Source organism: Acidithiobacillus acidisediminis (assembly GCF_023277115.1).
Lineage (GTDB): Bacteria > Pseudomonadota > Gammaproteobacteria > Acidithiobacillales > Acidithiobacillaceae > Igneacidithiobacillus > Igneacidithiobacillus acidisediminis.
This window is the reverse complement of the sequence record NZ_JALQCS010000001.1, coordinates 1,541,569-1,556,436: the sequence shown is the minus strand read 5'-3', so window position 1 is coordinate 1,556,436 and position 14,868 is coordinate 1,541,569. Positions and strand designations below refer to the sequence as shown.

At 57.4% G+C, this 14,868-nt stretch carries 17 protein-coding genes; all 17 read right to left on the bottom strand.

Going from position 1 to position 14,868, the window contains the following annotated elements; translation table 11 throughout:
- Nucleotides 1–5: 5 nt before the first annotated feature.
- The gene (gene pstA, locus M5D89_RS07865) at nucleotides 6–923 is read right to left on the bottom strand and encodes a phosphate ABC transporter permease PstA (RefSeq protein ID WP_248885275.1); all 918 of its coding nucleotides are present in this window, start codon (nucleotides 921–923) and stop codon (nucleotides 6–8) included.
- Nucleotides 920–1,879 (bottom strand): phosphate ABC transporter permease subunit PstC, encoded by a 960-nt coding sequence (pstC, locus tag M5D89_RS07860; RefSeq protein ID WP_248885274.1) that lies wholly within the window; start codon nucleotides 1,877–1,879, stop codon nucleotides 920–922. The genes pstA and pstC overlap by 4 nt, the downstream gene beginning before the upstream one ends.
- Before the next feature lie 119 nt (nucleotides 1,880–1,998).
- Entirely contained in the window at nucleotides 1,999–3,084 is a 1,086-nt protein-coding gene (pstS, locus tag M5D89_RS07855) for a phosphate ABC transporter substrate-binding protein PstS (RefSeq protein ID WP_248885273.1), read from the bottom strand.
- A 152-nt stretch (nucleotides 3,085–3,236) separates the two neighbouring features.
- A complete protein-coding gene (locus tag M5D89_RS07850; protein WP_248885272.1) occupies nucleotides 3,237–3,872 on the bottom strand; it encodes a molybdopterin-dependent oxidoreductase in 636 nt (211 codons plus the stop codon).
- A gap of 12 nt (nucleotides 3,873–3,884) precedes the next feature.
- Nucleotides 3,885–4,460: a cytochrome b/b6 domain-containing protein gene (locus tag M5D89_RS07845; protein WP_248885271.1), complete on the bottom strand. Its 576-nt coding sequence runs from the start codon at nucleotides 4,458–4,460 to the stop codon at nucleotides 3,885–3,887.
- A gap of 96 nt (nucleotides 4,461–4,556) precedes the next feature.
- Nucleotides 4,557–4,934 carry a DsrE family protein gene (locus M5D89_RS07840; protein ID WP_248885270.1) on the bottom strand — a complete coding sequence of 126 codons (378 nt, stop codon included), beginning with the start codon at nucleotides 4,932–4,934 and terminating at the stop codon, nucleotides 4,557–4,559.
- A gap of 92 nt (nucleotides 4,935–5,026) precedes the next feature.
- The gene (locus M5D89_RS07835) at nucleotides 5,027–5,521 is read right to left on the bottom strand and encodes a SixA phosphatase family protein (protein ID WP_248885269.1); all 495 of its coding nucleotides are present in this window, start codon (nucleotides 5,519–5,521) and stop codon (nucleotides 5,027–5,029) included.
- On the bottom strand, nucleotides 5,475–5,885 hold the full coding sequence (locus tag M5D89_RS07830; protein WP_248885268.1) for a hypothetical protein: 411 nt from the start codon (nucleotides 5,883–5,885) through the stop codon (nucleotides 5,475–5,477). The genes M5D89_RS07835 and M5D89_RS07830 overlap by 47 nt, the downstream gene beginning before the upstream one ends.
- Nucleotides 5,882–7,228 carry a ribosome biogenesis GTPase Der gene (gene der / locus M5D89_RS07825; protein WP_248885267.1) on the bottom strand — a complete coding sequence of 449 codons (1,347 nt, stop codon included), beginning with the start codon at nucleotides 7,226–7,228 and terminating at the stop codon, nucleotides 5,882–5,884. The genes M5D89_RS07830 and der overlap by 4 nt, the downstream gene beginning before the upstream one ends.
- Before the next feature lie 6 nt (nucleotides 7,229–7,234).
- A complete protein-coding gene (gene bamB, locus M5D89_RS07820; RefSeq protein ID WP_248885266.1) occupies nucleotides 7,235–8,434 on the bottom strand; it encodes an outer membrane protein assembly factor BamB in 1,200 nt (399 codons plus the stop codon).
- The gene (locus tag M5D89_RS07815; protein WP_248885265.1) at nucleotides 8,431–9,042 is read right to left on the bottom strand and encodes a YfgM family protein; all 612 of its coding nucleotides are present in this window, start codon (nucleotides 9,040–9,042) and stop codon (nucleotides 8,431–8,433) included. Before M5D89_RS07815 ends, bamB begins: the two co-directional genes overlap by 4 nt.
- Nucleotides 9,043–9,085: 43 nt before the next feature.
- Nucleotides 9,086–10,354 (bottom strand): histidine--tRNA ligase, encoded by a 1,269-nt coding sequence (gene hisS, locus M5D89_RS07810; protein WP_248885264.1) that lies wholly within the window; start codon nucleotides 10,352–10,354, stop codon nucleotides 9,086–9,088.
- A gap of 12 nt (nucleotides 10,355–10,366) precedes the next feature.
- On the bottom strand, nucleotides 10,367–11,467 hold the full coding sequence (ispG, locus tag M5D89_RS07805; protein WP_248885263.1) for a flavodoxin-dependent (E)-4-hydroxy-3-methylbut-2-enyl-diphosphate synthase: 1,101 nt from the start codon (nucleotides 11,465–11,467) through the stop codon (nucleotides 10,367–10,369).
- Nucleotides 11,436–12,476, bottom strand: a complete 1,041-nt coding sequence (locus M5D89_RS07800) for a helix-turn-helix domain-containing protein (protein WP_248885262.1) — start codon at nucleotides 12,474–12,476, stop codon at nucleotides 11,436–11,438. Before M5D89_RS07800 ends, ispG begins: the two co-directional genes overlap by 32 nt.
- The gene (pilW, locus tag M5D89_RS07795; protein WP_346347711.1) at nucleotides 12,476–13,324 is read right to left on the bottom strand and encodes a type IV pilus biogenesis/stability protein PilW; all 849 of its coding nucleotides are present in this window, start codon (nucleotides 13,322–13,324) and stop codon (nucleotides 12,476–12,478) included. Before pilW ends, M5D89_RS07800 begins: the two co-directional genes overlap by 1 nt.
- The gene (gene rlmN, locus M5D89_RS07790) at nucleotides 13,325–14,407 is read right to left on the bottom strand and encodes a dual-specificity RNA methyltransferase RlmN (RefSeq protein ID WP_248885261.1); all 1,083 of its coding nucleotides are present in this window, start codon (nucleotides 14,405–14,407) and stop codon (nucleotides 13,325–13,327) included.
- Entirely contained in the window at nucleotides 14,404–14,832 is a 429-nt protein-coding gene (ndk, locus tag M5D89_RS07785; protein WP_248885260.1) for a nucleoside-diphosphate kinase, read from the bottom strand. Before ndk ends, rlmN begins: the two co-directional genes overlap by 4 nt.
- Nucleotides 14,833–14,868: the final 36 nt, after the last annotated feature.

Below are 14,868 nucleotides of genomic sequence, written 5' to 3'. Positions count from 1 at the left end.
CCGGTTTAGGCGTAAGCGCCGCGCTTGCGCAACTGACGTACCATCAACCAGCGTCCCAGAAGAATCAAGCTGAGCACCACCATGGTAATCAGAAAAGCAGCCGCGAAGGCCAGGATATGCGCCTCCTCGAAGGGTTCGTTGATAAAGGTCCAGATGACATAGGTAAGATAACCAATGGGCTGGTTCGTGAACTGACCATTCCACATGTAGTTGGACCAACCGGCGGTATAGATCAGTGGCGCGGTCTCCCCCATGGAGAGTGCCAAGGCGTAAAACAGACCAGTCATCACCGCAGGCATGGCCCCAGGCAACAAAATCCGGAAAATGACCGTGCCCTCGCCTGCACCTACACCAAAACCTGCCTCGCGCACCGCCTGCGGGATATTACCGAGGGCCATTTCAGTGGTTCGGGCAATATAGGGCAGGAGCATGATGCTGAGGGTGATGATGCCGGCAGCAACGGAGAATTGCCAGCCGAGATAAATCACCATGGTGATATATCCCACGTAGCCCAGCACAATAGAGGGCACACCGACAAGGACGTCCGAGAGAAAACGCAGGGATTTACCGGCCATGCCCTTACCAAATTCACTGAGATAAATGCCTGCTGCAATTCCTACCGGCGCGGCAATGAGCAGCGACCCCAAGGAGAGCACCAGAGTCCCCTCGATGGCATTTTTCAGGCCGCCCCCCATCCCGTTGCTGACTTCAGTAAGTAGACTAGGCTTCAGTCCAGGAAGCGCCTTGATGAGGACATCCAAGATGATGGAAAGAAAGGCAATGGCAACAATGACGAAACTGGCCCAGACAAAGACTGTACCGACACCGCGGAATAGGTGCCGTTTCCAGGAAATGTGAATTTGCCGATGGCCAGTAGAGGAGGTGTTCTGGGTCATGACACGAGATAGATTGGAAGTGCTCATGATCGGACTTTCGCTCCCCACAGGATCAGCCGTGCGATGATATTGACGATCACTGTCAAAACGAGCAATACCAGAGCAACCTCGGCCAAGGCTTCAACCGCCATATTGGTCGGGTCCTGCAAGGCACTCTCGAGCTGCGATACGATGAACGCCGCCATGGTAGAAATGGGTGTATAAATATTATTCGGCAGATAATTCAATGCGTTGCCGCTCACCATGACGACGGCCATGGTCTCTCCCAAAGCGCGCCCCAAGGCTAGGATCGATACACCGACCAAGGTTGTTTTGAGCTTGGGCAGGGTGATGTTCCAAAGCACTTCCAGGCGATTGAGACCAAGTCCCACCCCCGCCTCTTTGAGGGAAGGTTCTATGGCGCTGATTCCCTCCCGCATGGTGGCGGAAATGAGGGGAATGATCATGAAGGCGAGGACAACAGCCGTCGTCAGCAGACCATAGCCACTCCCCGGACTTCCGCCAAAGTACGGGATGAAACCGATATGCTGAGCAAGCCAAGGATAAACCGTTTGGCCTAAAAAAGGGATCAGCAGGGCGTAACCCCACAGACCAAAGACCACACTAGGAATCGCCGCCAACAAGTCGACCAACAATGCCAGGGGCCCAGACAGCCATTTCGGCATCACTTCTACCAGAAAGTAGGCCGCCCCCACCGCAATGGGGAGTGCGAATAGCAAGGCGAGAAACGAGCTGGCCAGCGTCCCAACAACAAGAAACCAAATGCCGTAGCGCGCCCCAGGCATGACTTGCTGACCGTGAATCTCAACAGGATTACCGTAGAGGTTGCCCAGATTCCAGTCATTGGTCCAGAGAAAATCCAGGCCATTGTAATGGATGGCCGGCCAGGAATAAGTAACGAGAAAAATTACAAGGGCCAGCAGCGAGAGGGGCAAAAAACTCGCAGTACCGACCAAACTGATACGAAAAACGGAAATTTTCATGCTCGCCCTCCGGCGGAGACGCCCCATAATAAACGCGCGGCACTTCCAAAAAAAGGGCCGCGCCGTTCATTATGATGGGTGCTCGGGCCAGAACGACCCGGGCACCCTCTCGCTGGGATTTAGTGAATCTCAGCAACCTGCTTGCGCGACAACTCCGCCGCACTGGCAGGTAGCGGCACAAAATGCACTGCTTCCATGAAGTGCAGCGCGTTGCCGCCCTTCGGGTCCAAAGCCCAATTGAGGAAGTCACGCATTGCCGCAGCCGTTTCGGCGTTCGGCTGCTGCTTCTTCACGATCGCATACTCATAGTTGATGATGGGGTAGGCGTTCTTCCCTGGCGCATAGACCAAGCTGATACGCTCATCCGCCGGAGTCTTGCTGACCATTTCACCAGCTGCAGCCTTGGCATTGGCCACCGTGGGCAGTACAAAATTACCAGCACGATTCTGCAGCATGGCGATACCCAGGCCCGCCTTCTCTACCGGTGCCTTCCAGCTAATACCAATATAGGCAACGCCATAGGGGGTGGACTTCAGGGCTTCGACCATGCCCGGGTTACCCACAGCACCGATACCACCCTGCACCGTCGGCCAGCTCACCGTCGTGCTGTAACCGACACTCTTCGCCCACTCAGGGTTGGTATCAGAAAGGTAGGTGGTGAAGATAAAGGTATCACCGGAACCATCCGTACGATGAATCGGAATGATCTTGTGGTTGGGCAGCTTGATGCCCGGGTTGATCTTGGCTATTTCCGGGGCGTCCCAATTGCTGATCTTACCAGAGTAGATATCCGCCAACACTGGGCCAGACAACTTGATATGCTTGTTGTTCAAACCCGGGAGGTTGTAGTTGATCATCTGAATGGAGATGGCCAGGGGGATATTGAGCATCGGGTGCATCTTTACCTGCGCGTCAGACATGTAGGCGTCCGAAGCACCGATCTGTGCCACACCGGAAATGGACTGCGCGATACCCGTACCACTACCCGTTCCCTGCGTGGTGATCTTCACACTGGGATGCATCTTGGTGTAGGCGGGCACCCACAGATTGAACAATGGGTAGAGAAGGGTCGAACCGGTCTCCAACAGGCTCACCTGGGGAGCAGCAACAGCGGGCGTAGCGGCGACGGCAGCAAGACTGAGGAGGGAAGCAACAACAACACCCTTCATAGCGCTGGCGACAGTCTTCTTGGAACGTAGCAACATAAAACCTCCGAAGATGGCATTATCAAGTGTACTCAAGCATAGTAGGAGACTTCGTTGTCTGAAATCTCTATGCGAGCGCCATCATACCCAAAGTTCGTGACAGTATCATGAACCTTTTGTGACACTTTTATGACAAACGAGTTCATGCATTACTAGAGAAGATCGCTCCAACGAAAGCCTTTCTTGATATATGCATTGGCCGGATAGCCATCCCGTTCCCAAGTTCCCTCAGGACGCGCATCCGTAAGATCAATGCGATTGACCCACTTTACGCTCTTGTAGCCATACATCTGCGGCACCAGCAAACGTAGTGGATAACCACCTTTCCGGAGCAATGGTTGGCCGGCAATATGCGTCGCCAAGATCACCCCCGGTGCACGCGCCTGCTCCATCGTCAAACTATCCAGATAGACCCCGTCAGCGCTGTGGAAAACCACAAAACGCGCGTTGGATTGTGGCTGCAACTCCGCGAGAAAGTCCGCCAGCTGGATACCCTGCCAGTGCACATTCGCCACGGTCCAGCCCGTCACGCAGTGAAAGGTGCGAACGATCGGCAATCTGCTGCGCTGATAGAGTTCTGCAAGGGTAAAGGTGCTTTCTTTGGCAATGAGTCCGCCACAGCGCAAGCGGTAGTTCTGCGGGTCGATTTTGGGGTAAAAACCGGTGTAGGTGTAGTATTCGGGAAATACGGGGATGGTGCCCGCCCGCGCCCACGCAGGCAGCAGCAATCCACTCGCGGCAATTCCCAAGAGACCTGAAGTTTGAAGCAGAAAATCTCGCCGTTGCATCGTCGTTCTCCCTCAGCGAAGTGAGAAAATAGACCACAAGGGCTGTCGCCGTAGCGCATGATAGACGGCCATCGCGACATGCCCTAGCCAGAAGTACAACAAGATTGGGGTGCCCAAGCGCATCGAACTCAGGCCTAAATGGGTCAACCCGGGCGCGGTAAAATAGCCTTGCATGGTCATCCATGCGGCAGTACCCGTGAAGGTTACCCAGCTCGCCAATAACAGGAACATCCCCTGCCACCAAGAAGACAAACCCGGCCGCGGACCATGTCCCGGCAACTTGCCGCGCAGTAACGCGCCAAGATCTCGGATGACAGCTTGAATCGTGCGTGGACCGTACCACACCCAAAGCAACTGTCGGCCCCACGCGGTTGACCAATACACCAGCCAGGAAATAAGTAACCAGATTGCCAAGGCAATGCCGGCGACAATATGCCATTGAAAGAGAGAAAAACGTTGAAACCAGAGGGCGAGAATGGAATTGAGCAATTCAAAGCTGAACAGCACGACCAAGCCCAGGTGCAGAACACGCGCCCCCCTGGGATAGACCAAAGAGTCTTGGATATTTTCGCGGATAGCGGCCGCCATGTTCACTCCGTCTCAGGATGTACCTAGGTGTTTACGTAACCAGGGTCGCGACGGATGCATACGTGCCCACCGAAAAGCGGGCACGTAGGGCAAGACTCACCAGGTCAATACCCGACCTGCGGCAGCGAGGGTAGGCAACGCATTACTGGGATTCAGGAGCGGTAGATCCTTGGCCAAATCGTCCTTGGTCATACCATTCAGCTCCAGCGATTGCATGCAGCCAATCATTTGCACATCGTTATCTTCGGCAAGTTTCATGAAATCGGCTACGCTTTTCCCGCCGGGCATGGGGAAAATCGTCTCCGCCTTGCCCTTGGCGAGAAGCTCCGTCGCCGGACCGGTAAAGTACATGACAACGCGCTGTTCTGCCGCAGCAGCCGTCGCCGCCATGAAAAAGGCCGAGGGTAAACGCTTTGGATTCTCGGGACCAGTGATGAGGATGATTACCAGATCGGGGGCTTGATTTTCAGACATAGATCATCTCCTTTTATCGACAACATCGATATCATGAACGAGTCGCGGGCAACGACCCATCGTCGAAAGGATACCATGATCAGCCGGGCTTTTCAGGCGCGGGCCAGGAACTGGAGCAACTCCACGCGCAGATGTCCGAGAAATTGAAAACGAGAGCCATCGTCCTTTGTGCGTAGGAAGGTCACGCTGGCCTTGCTCATCGGTAGGTGCAGTCCGCAAAGATCGGCGCACCAGTCACCCAGAAACGGCTGATGACCGACCAGGATCAAGTGCCCGGGAATGCGTTCCTGCCATGCAAATGCCAGCCGGGAAAAGTCACCAGTAGCCAGGGCAGGTTGGGGTTGGAATATCGGCGCATGCAATTCGCACTGCAAAGCCTCCGCCGTCTGCTGCGTGCGCAGTTTGGGACTGAACCAGATTTCGAGCCCCTCCTGCAGGGCAAAGGCGCCCAAGGCACGTGCCACGGTTGCAGCCTGCTCTTGTCCGCGCGCTGTCAAGCGCCGACTAGTATCTGTTCCATCGCTACTATGGTCTTCCGCCTCAGCGTGGCGAACCAGGACGAGATCCAGGACGCACCTCCTGTCCAAACCACAATCTACTCCATGCTACTGGGGTAAAACGCGCCAGTATGGAGACCAATGCGATACCGATCAGCGCCGTCATCCAGAGATCTATGCGCTGTGCCGAGGCAGGTCCTGGGCCACTGAAAACGTCAATACCCGAGAGTATGGCGCCCAGAAAAATCACCAGCGGTCGCCAGCCATAGGGGGTAAGTGTTGGCCAGGAACGAGCAATGGCGCCAAGAGCAATGGCGGCCCACAGGGCGTAGGCGATGGCCGGAAGCCAGTGCCACGGGGGTAGTTGTATCATTGCCGAAAAATGTTGGAGCAGAAAAGCGCCATACAAAAGCCAGGCAGGTATCCACCAGCGATAGGATTGCGCCAGATTCATGCCCGCGCTCCCTGGCTCGCGTAGGGATTTTCTCCTTGACGAAAGAGCAGTCGGATAGGAACCCCATCCAGCTTGAGTGCCGTGCGGAAGGCGGTCTCGAGATAACGCTTGTACGCACCTGGCAAGCGATCGAGCTGATTGCCGTGGAAAACCAAGGTGATCGGTTGTGTACCGCCCTGATGACAATAGCGCAGTTTGATGCGGCGACCCGCCACCAAGGGCGGTTGATGGCTGGTCAGGATGTCCTCCAACAAACGATTCAATTCGCCGGTAGAAAAATGCCGCTGACTGTTTTTCCAGAGCTTGTCGATACTACGATAGAGCTCCCCTACCCCGCTGCCATGCAACGCCGAGATACTATGGAATGGGGCGTAGCGAAGAAAGACCATGCGGCGTTCGAGATCCTGCTTGATCCGCTCGCGCTGGCGGGGCTCCAGATCATCCCATTTGTTGAGTACCAGCACGATAGGACGACCGAGCTCCACCGCCACGCCGACCAGATGTGCATCCTGATCGCTGACTCCCGCATGGGCATCCATTACCATCAACACCACGTCCGCTTCCCGCAGGGCGGCCAGGGTCTTGAGCACCGTGAGTTTTTCCAGCCCCTCGCCAACGCGCGCGCGTCGCCGCACGCCAGCGGTATCAATCATGACATAGCGTCGGCCCTGCCGCTCATAGGGAATGCGGATGCTATCCCGGGTGGTACCCGGCTGATCAAAGACAATCACTCGTTTTTCTCCGAGCATTGCGTTGACCAGGGTGGACTTCCCAACATTCGGTCGGCCAAGCACGGCGATGGCCGGCCCCTCTTCCATTTCCGGGTTGGCGTCTGCTGGCGCAGAGGACTCTGGGATGGCAGCGGTGATAGCCGTCCAGAGTTGATCCATGCCATGACCGTGGGCGGCAGACAGGGTGATTGGGGCGCCTAGGCCAAGACGATGGAACTCGGGCAACTCGGCAACGGCATGACGCACATCCATCTTGTTGATCAGCAACAAAACCGGTTTACCACTGCGCCGCAACTCGCGGGCAATCTCGTCATCCTGCGCCGACAGCCCCTCTTTGGCATCGACCAAAAACAGGAGAACATCGGCTTCTGCAATCGCCTGGCGGGTCTGGCCAGCCATTGCTGCGACCAAGCCCTCTCGCTCTTCTGGCTCGAACCCGCCGGTGTCGATGACCAAAAAATCCCGATCCTGGTGCCGCGCCGATCCGTAATGACGATCGCGGGTGAAGCCAGGCAAATCGGCGACAAGGGCCTCGCGACTGCGCGTGAGTCGGTTGAACAGCGTCGATTTTCCGACGTTGGGTCGTCCTAGCAACGCGAGTATGGCCGCCATACGGATTTAGGGCCGCTGAAACTGGAGCTGATATAGGGTGCCAACCCCACTCAGCACCAAAAACCGACCTTTGCCGACACAGACTGGGGCCGTTTGGATGCCGCTGCTGGAGACCCGTTCCTGACCCATGCGATGGCCAGTTTGGGGGTCCAGGGTGATGACCTGACCAGCGTAGTTGCTCAGCACCAGCTTGCCGTCGCAGAGCGCCATACCACTCAATGACTGCCCTTTCAGACGGCTGTTGCGCCATTCCACCGTGCCACTGCTGGGATCCATTGCGTAGACTTGGCCATCACTGCCGGCAACGAACAGCTTTCCATCCTGCAGAATGGGGGTGATCACCGTCGACAAGGGTCGACTCCACTCTTCCTCGCCCCCGCTGCTGCTGTACGCAGCTATATTCCCTTGATAGGCGGCAGCAATCACCTGATCACCATCCACAACCGGAGTGGCAGCAACATCCACCATACGCGCCAATTCATTGTTACCATGCGGAATGGCAACCGTGGCCCGCCACAACTCCGCACCATTTTCGACGTTCAAGGCAATCAATTTGCCATCCGCAAACCCCGTATAGAGAGTTTGCCCAGCCACCACAATGCCACTGCTGCGACGCAGCAGCAAAGACGGCTGCGGCAAGGAGAAGGTCCAGTCTACCGCCCCATCATGGGCATTCAGGGCCAGGAGATGACCATTCGACAACTGCAGGAAGAGTCGATGATCGGCCACCGTAATCGGACTGGTGGGTTCGGCACCCAATTCCACGTCCCAAAGTTTCTTGCCCGATTCGGCCGAGATGGCATAGAGTCTGCCACGATCAGAGCCGATGTAGGCCACACCATCAGCAAGTGTCGGCCCACGTGGGCTTTTCCCATCCAGGCGATATACCCAACGCAGACGCCCTGCGCTACTCAGCGCAATGAGGTGCCCAGAGTCATCACTCAGATAGATCTTGCTATCCGTAACGCGAATCTTTGTTGCGTTGTATGGATCCAGGCGCCAGTCACCGTAAAGTCGCGCCTGCCAATCGGTAGCAAAGGTCACGCTGACGTGTTCCTGATGCATCGCCTTGACGGGTTGGGGACGCGGGGCAGACGGTCCAAAGGCCCAATTCCAAACCCCGCAGCCACTCAATGCAACGAGCACGCCCAAGGTACCGGCAGCACGCAATGCGCCACGCCCATAACTGGCTTTCCAATACGTCATCCGGCAACTCCCAAATTGGCCATTTTCATCTGCAGGAATGCTGCGTAGGGGTCGGTAGCGGGCAAGGCTGCGAGAGCCTTCTGATAGTCGGCACGCGCCTTGGCGCCTTGACCCATCTTAGCCTCCGCATCGCCGCGCAGCTCCCAGTCCACCGCCGCAAAAGCCTTATCCGGTTTCTGCAGTAACTGCAGCGCTTGCTGGTTCTTTCCCTGCTCTATGTATAAACGGGCCAAGCTGGCCTGCGCCAAGGGTTGCAGACCCGTCGGCAGATCGTTGTTCGACACCAGCTTTTCGAGCTGTGCCTCAGCCGCAGCCGTCTTGTTTGCATCCGTATCCAGTCGAGCCAGGTAGAAGCGCGCCATCGCCGCGTAAGGCGTCGAATGATAATTGTGCAACAGGGTCTCGGCACTGGCGCGTGCCGTCGCGTCATTGCCGGAGGCTAGGCTGTCACTCATTTCACTATACAACACGCCAGCCCGCTCGATCTGATGTCGCTGGTATTTGTCGTAAGCAAAAAATGCCAGGACTCCAGCAATGATCAGCACGAAGAAAACGATCAGCAGCTTGCGATGACGTTGAAGATATGCAGTAAACTCTGGGCCAGTCATGATTTTTTGCCTACGGCGTGAGCCGCGTAGTATGGAGGGGCATCTAGGAGAAATCAACGCCGAGCTGCATCAGTCCTTGATCGAGAGCAGTCCAAGGACCTTGCCACTGTGCCAGTCCCTCCTGCTCCTTGAGCAGCACGGAATCGGCCGCCAGGTCGTCGGCACCCAGTAGCACCTGATAATGAGCGCCGGAACGCTGCGCCTGTTTCAACAAGCTCTTGATCGAGGCGGGACCCGCGCTGATCACTCGGAGTCCCCGCGCGCGCAATTCTTCCGCCCGCTGGAATACCGCTGCCAGGCTCTCCGCATCCAAGGCACCGAGAAACACATGCGGCAACGCGGCGAGTTCCTCTCCCATGCTGGCGGCACGCAACGCGAGTAAGCGTTCCATCCCCAGGGCAAAGCCGATGGCAGGGGTGTCCGGACCACCCAACTGCGCCACCAAGGCATCATAACGCCCACCAGCAAGGACTGTCCCTTGCGCACCAAGTCCTTCCGCCACCCACTCGAAAACGGTGCGATGATAGTAGTCCAAGCCGCGTACCAAACGAGGATTGATCTCATAAGCGATGTCCATGCTTCGCAACAGCTTTTGCAGAAGTGCGAAATGGGCCGCAGACTCCGGATCCAGATGCGCGAGCAGCTGCGGGGCATCCCTGGCGATCTCTTGGCACGACTCGACCTTGCAATCAAGCACGCGTAGGGGATTGCGCTCCAGTCTCTCCTGGCAGTCGCTACACAAATGCTCCGCCTGCGGGCGCAAATACTGCAGCAAAATTTCACGATACACGGCGCGCGATTGCGGCGTACCCAGGGAATTCAATTGCAGACGCGCTGGCACTCCGGCCGCCTGCAGAAGCCGTGCCGACAAGGCGATGATTTCCGCATCCGCGCTGGCGCTGGCAATACCAAAAAATTCGACCCCCAGCTGATGAAACTGCCGATAGCGTCCGCGCTGAGGGCGCTCATGCCGAAACATGGGGCCTAGGTAATAGAGGCGCGGCGTCTGTCCACGCAACCCCCCATGCTCGATCAACGCGCGCACGACCCCGGCTGTGCCTTCCGGCCGCAGGGTCAGGGAATCTCCATTGCGATCCGCAAAAGTGTACATCTCCTTCTGCACGATATCCGTCACGTCGCCGATGGCGCGGGCAAACAGCGCGCTCTGTTCGACAATAGGCAGACGAATCTCGGCACAGCCATAAAGCGCCAAGACAGCGCGAAAGGCCGATTCGAGATTTTGCCAGGCAACAGTTTCCGGCGGCAGGATGTCGTTCATCCCCCGCACGGCGGTGAGGGTCGCTTTTGCCAAGGTCTGTTGGCCTCAGGCTTCTGTACGCGCCGCGCGACGCTCCGCCACCTCGGCACGAATCCGCTTCTCCAGGACATCGACTATATCCTGATTTTCCACCCGATCCACCTGCTTGCCGCGATAATACAGGATGCTTCGCTTGTCGCCACCGGTAAGGCCGATATCGGCCTCTTTCGCTTCACCGATCCCATTCACCACGCAGCCAATCACCGACACATCCATGGGCTCGAGGATGTCCTCCAATCGCCCTTCCAACGCGTTGATGGTCTTGATGACATCAAATTCCTGTCGCGAACAGGAGGGGCAGGCAATCAGATTGATGCCCTTTTGTCGCAGGTGCAGGCTCTTCAAAATATCAAAGCCGACGCGAATTTCCTCTACGGGATCAGCGGCGAGGGAGACGCGAATGGTGTCGCCAATTCCTTCATTTAAAAGCAGGCCAAGCCCAATGGCCGACTTGACGGTCCCAGACCGCAATCCACCGGCTTCAGTGATGCCCAAATGCAAGGGGTAATCGACCTTCTGCGCCAAAAGACGATAAGCGCCCACCGCCAGGAAGACATCGGAGGCCTTGACGCTGATCTTTACGTCATGGAAATTCAGCTCATCTAGGATAGCAACATGACGCAGGGCAGATTCTACCAGTGCCTCAGGGGTTGGCTCGCCATATTTTTCCTGCAGATCCTTTTCCAGACTGCCCGCATTCACGCCGATGCGAATGGGTATGCCCTTATCTTTTGCCATTTCCACAACTAGGCGCGCCTTGTCGATGGAGCCGATATTCCCGGGATTGATGCGTAGCCCATCGACACCATCCTGCATCACTTGCAGCGCGATGCGATGATCGAAGTGGATATCCGCGACCAGTGGCACCTCAACCTGGGCGCGAATGGCCTTAAACGCCTCGGCAGCGTCCATGCTGGGCACCGATACCCGCACAATATCTGCGCCCACCGCCTCGAGACGGCGGATTTGTGCGACAGTTGCCGGAACATCGCGGGTCTCCGTATTGGTCATGCTTTGCACAGAGATCGGTGCATCCCCACCGATGGCGACCTTTCCAACATGGATTTGGCGGCTTTTACGGCGCTGAATGGGCGATTGATGTTGCATGAGCTACCTCGCTGGAAATGGTTTCGTCACTTGCTGTAGCCTCTGCCGGAGCCAAAGAATTGGCAGTGGCAGGGCGAGAAAGATGCGATGATTGTGCCTCTCGATGCGGGCGCGCGGCAAGTCTGGCGTTGCTTGAAGTGCGCGTAACCGCTGTGCTCGCGGTCGCAGCAACAGGCGTTGAGCCCACCTCTACCCGCGCCACATTCAGTGCATTGGCCGGAAGCGGCACGGGTTTGCCCGCGTAGGTAATCTGCACTGCGCTGGCTTTTCCCACCAGGATGCGATACGGCGGAGTCCCTTGCGTCACGTTGATGGACTGTCCCGCCTTGGCGAGCGTCGACAGCACTATGGCTCCGCTACCGTCGCGAACCTGCACCCAGCAATCACCCGAGAAATGCAGCACAAGACCCGCGCGCATCCCAGAATTTTCAGGCGCCAGAGCGGATTGCGCCGGACCCACCGTGGAGCTTGCCCTGGCCACGGAAGCCACAGAATAGGCAGAACTCGTTACAGCAGCAGCGGGCTGCACCGGGGTCGACAAGGCAATTTGAGCAGCACTTTGACTAGGCGCCGCTGGGCTACTGATGGCAGCTGCGGATACCGCGCTGGAGGATGACGATGGACGTCCCCACAGCCACCAGCCAAGAATGATCAGGGCTATGGCCAGCAGAATGGAAAAAAATAGCATCTTGCGACTGTAATCGAGCAAAGGCAGCTCACTGCGCGGCAACACTTCTGCACTCGGGCGCAGCCCGGAAGTGCCCTGCTGCTGATCATAGGCCGCAAGAACGTCCTCTACATTCAGGTCAAGCAAACGAGCGTAATTACGCAAGTAACCGCGCGCAAAGGCTGCCCCCGGCAAGTCTTGAAAACGGCCCTCTTCCAGTGCCGCCACTTGCGTACTGGTAATATGCAGCTGCTGCGCTGCCTGCTTGATGTTCCAGCCACGGGCACTGCGAGCCGCCCGCAATTGCTGCAAGACATCTGCCAAGGTTTCATCCACCGACATCAGTTCTCACGCTGCAAAAGTCGTCGCTGCGCATCCTTGCCTGCGGCCGAATAGGGACTGGCATTTACGCAACGTTCCCAAAGCGATTTGGCTTGCTCCTTTTGCCCCTGTTGCCAGGAAATGTTTCCCGCCAAAAGTAACGCCTGGGCGTTGTCTGGTTCCTGCGCCAACACCCCTTGCAAATGCCCGTAGGCGGCCATCAGATCATGGGCTTGGTATTCCATCTCCGCCCAGAGCAACAGGGCTGGAGGATACCCAGGCTTAAAATAAAGCGCCTTTTGCAACGCGATCACGGCTTGATTCTGTTGCTTGAGACCACGGTATGCCGCCGCCAGATTCGTCCAGGCGAATTGCGGCGTGCTGTAGAGAGGGTCGCTGGTCGCCTTGCGCAACTGCTCCACCGCCGCCGAAAAACGGCCCTGCTCCAGCAGAAATGCGCCATAGTTATTCAAAAATTCCGGATTGTTGGGCTCGGTTTCGAGAGCATGCCGAAACGCATCCTCCGCGAGCGTCGCCTGACCGAGTGCCTGGTATGCCAAACCCAAGACATCGTACGCGTCACCGTGATTACCTGGCAATTTGATGGCCTGCTGTAGTTCCCGCACTGCCGCGCGGGGATGTCCACCTTGCAGATAAGCCGTTCCCAGCGAGGTATAGATCGCCACCTGGTCCGGCGGCGCCGCGTGCAACGATGCAGCAGGATTGGGAGGCGCGTTTCGTGCCGCGGCCGCTGCTTCTTCTGCTGGTGTCAACTTCTGGTGCCCAGAGAACAAGGCGCAGGCACTTGAAGTCACGGCCAGACTCAACACCAGCGTAACGCGCAGAATTGCGTAATATCTCCGCATCATTCAGCCCATCACCCGCAGCGGGACGCTGCTGCGACCCTCGCGCACTTGCCCGGCGAGTTGCCCACAGGCTGCGGCAATATCATCGCCGCGCGTCTTGCGCGTGACAGTCATCAGACCCGCGCGCAGGATGATATCGCGGAAGGCATCGATGCGGGCGTTGCCGCTGCGCCGATAACGTGCCTGCGGGAAGGGGTTGAAAGGGATCAGATTGACCAGTGCGGGCATTCCTGCCAAAAGACGCACCAACTCCCGTGCATGCTGATCTTGATCGTTGATACCCTCGAGCATTACATACTCAAAAGTGATGCGCCGACGTGGTGGCAGTGGATAGGCCCGACAGGCAGCCAGCAATTCTGCCAGGGGATAGTGCCGATTGATGGGGACCAGTTCATCACGAATCTCGTCGCGGGTGGCGTGCAGACTGATGGCGAGATTCACCGGGCTCTCTCTGCCCAACTGCGCCAAGCCCGGCACGACACCCGCCGTACTCACGGTAACGCGACGCGCACTCAAACCGTAGGCAAAGTCATCCAAGAGCAGCCGAATGGCGGGCAAGACCTGCTTCAGATTGAGCAGAGGCTCGCCCATTCCCATGAACACCACGTTACTGATGGCCTCCAGGCCGAGAGCGCGCCGAGCCACGCGAATCTGGGCGATGATTTCGTGCGTTTCGAGATTGCGACTGAGCCCTTGTGCCCCCGTGGCGCAAAAACTACAGGCCAGGGAGCAACCCACCTGCGAGGAGATACAAAGCGTTCCTCGATCCTCTTCGGGAATAAAGACCGTCTCGATGGCATTCCCGTCGGGCAGCGCGAGAAGCCACTTCCGCGTGCCATCGGCGGCCTGCTGCTCCCGCACGATCTCGGGCTCAGCGAGGTCGCAGTCCTGTTCCAAACGGGCGCGCAACGCCTTGCTGATATTACTCATCTGCGCGAACTCATGGATTTGTCGCGCATGCAACCACTGCAAAATTTGTGCTGCACGGAAGCGCGGCTCGCCCCACTCGACCAGAAGGGACTCCAAACCCGACCGGTCAAGGCCAAGAAGCTTGGGACGGCCAGCGCCCTGCACCGCAACGGTCATGAGCGTGGGCAGAGCTCCCGCTGCGAGAAGAAATAGGAGATTTCCCAAGCCGCTGTTTCGGCGCTATCGGAGCCATGCACAGCATTGGCATCAATGCTCTCGGCAAAGTCCGCGCGAATGGTCCCTGGCGCCGCATCCTTGGGATTGGTAGCCCCCATCAGGTCGCGGTTTTTCGCAATGGCATTTTCCCCTTCCAGAACCGATACCAAAACCGGGCCACTGCTCATGAAGGCGCACAGTTCACCATAGAATGGGCGAGACTTGTGCACCGCGTAAAAGCCCCCAGCATCCTCGGCGCTGAGGTGCAACATGCGAGCCGCGACGACACGCAAACCCGCATTCTCAAAGCGGCTGAGTATAGCCCCGATGACATTTTTCTGAACTGCGTCAGGCTTGATGATAGACAGGGTGCGCTCGAGAGCCATAAACATCCTCATTGAGTAGGTTACAAAATTGCGCAA